Origin of the sequence: Mesorhizobium sp. M7A.F.Ca.US.005.03.2.1, assembly GCF_003997795.1 — a bacterium.
Taxonomy (GTDB): domain Bacteria; phylum Pseudomonadota; class Alphaproteobacteria; order Rhizobiales; family Rhizobiaceae; genus Mesorhizobium; species Mesorhizobium ciceri.
The window spans coordinates 1-1,747 of record NZ_RZRP01001092.1; the positions used below are offsets into that span (position 1 = coordinate 1).

Annotated in this window: 2 protein-coding genes; both read left to right on the plus strand. The window is 66.5% G+C overall.

Annotated elements, in window-relative coordinates:
• Positions 1 to 848, plus strand: an 848-nt coding sequence (locus EN991_RS34955) for a substrate-binding domain-containing protein (RefSeq protein WP_127370431.1), incomplete at its 5' end; no start/stop codon positions are given.
• 49 nt (positions 849 to 897) lie between these two features.
• Positions 898 to 1,747, plus strand: an 850-nt coding sequence (locus EN991_RS34960) for an ATP-binding cassette domain-containing protein (RefSeq protein ID WP_164769619.1), incomplete at its 3' end; no start/stop codon positions are given.

Consider the following 1,747-nt stretch of genomic DNA (forward strand, 5'->3'; position numbering starts at 1 on the left):
CCGACAAGGTGGTCGGCGCGGCCGACATCTTCACCACCGCCGACAAGGAGGTGCCGACGCAAGCGGCGCAGGTGCAGAACCTGATCCTGCAGGGCTATGACGCGATCGTCATCAACGCTGCCTCGCCGGATGCGCTCAACGGCGCCATCAAGCAGGCCTGCGATGCCGGCATCACCGTCGTCTCCTTCGACGGCACCGTGACCGAGCCTTGCGCCTACCGTGTCGTCGTCGACTTCAAGGACATGGGCAAGCAGGAAGTCGAGCAGATGGCCAAGTTCCAGCCCAAGGGCGGCAATCTGCTTGAAATCCGCGGCCTTGCCGGCACCTCGATCGACGATGCCATCCATGCCGGCATCCTCGAAGGCGTCGCCGCCCATCCCGAGTTCAAGATCGTCGGTTCGGTGACCGGCGACTGGGACCAGACGACGGCGCAGAAGGCGGTGGCGACCATCCTGCCGTCGCTGCCCGACATCGTCGGCGTCGTTGACCAGGGCGGCGACGGTTACGGCGCCGCACAGGCCTTCGCCGCCGCCGGCAAGCCGCGCCCGACCATCATCATGGGCAACCGCCAGGACGAGTTGCAGTGGTGGAAGGAACAGAAGGAGAAGGACGGCTACCAGACATGGTCGGCGTCGATCGCGCCCGGCGTGTCGTCGCTCGCCTTCTGGGTGGCGCAGCAGGTGCTCGACGGCCGCACCGACATCCCGCATGACCTGCTGGTGCCGTATCTGGCCTTCACCCAGGACGATTTCGAGGCCGAGCTGCCAAAGATCCCCAAGGGCGGCGTCGCCAGCCACGAATACACGCAGGAAGACGCGATCGCGGCCATCAAAGCCAACATCAAGTGAATGTCGGCCAAGCGTTGCCGTCCGTATCGCCAAGCGAGTATCGTTGAGCATGCCCAGGGGTAACGCTGACATCATCAGACTGAACGGCGCCGAAAAGCATTTCGGCGCCGTTCGCGCGCTGGGTGGCGTGGATTTTCACGTCGGACCCGGCGAATGCGTCGGGCTCGTCGGCCACAATGGCGCCGGCAAATCGACGCTGATGCACATGGTGGCGGGCACGCTGGTGCCCGACAGCGGGCAGATCGGCGTGCATGGCGACACCGAGGACAACTACTCGGTGTCGCGCGCGCAGCAGCTCGGCATACGCTGCGTCTTCCAGGAGCTGTCGCTGTGCCCCAATCTCAGCGTCGCCGAGAACACACGCATCAACCACGCTTCGCTGCGTGGCTTCGGCTGGCGGCGCAAGGCGGCCGAGCTGATCGCCGCCAAGCTCGACGAGATCTTTCCGGGTCATAGCATCTCGGCGTCGGACATTGTCGGCGACCTGTCGATCGGCCGTCGCCAGATGGTCGAAGTGGCGCGCGCCTTCACGGTCACCCAGGATCGTCTCGACCTCGTCATCCTCGACGAGCCGACATCGTCGCTCGACGCGCATACGGCGGGCCAGTTGCTGGCCTTCGTGCGCCGCTTCGTCGCCGGCGGCAAAAGCTGCATCCTGATCTCGCATGTGCTGGGCGAGGTGCTGCGCAACGCCGACCGCATCGTGGTGATGCGCGACGGCAAGGTGGTTGTCGCCGACACCGCCAGCGCCTTCGACCGTAACCGGCTGGTGACGGCGATGGGCGGCGCGGAAGCGCGCCAGAAGATCGCGGCGCAAATCGCTGCCGCCAAGCCCGCCGCCAGTCCGCTGAGGGTCCGGGCGCGGCCCGCGGCGCAGAAGGACGGCACCGACCTCGTCG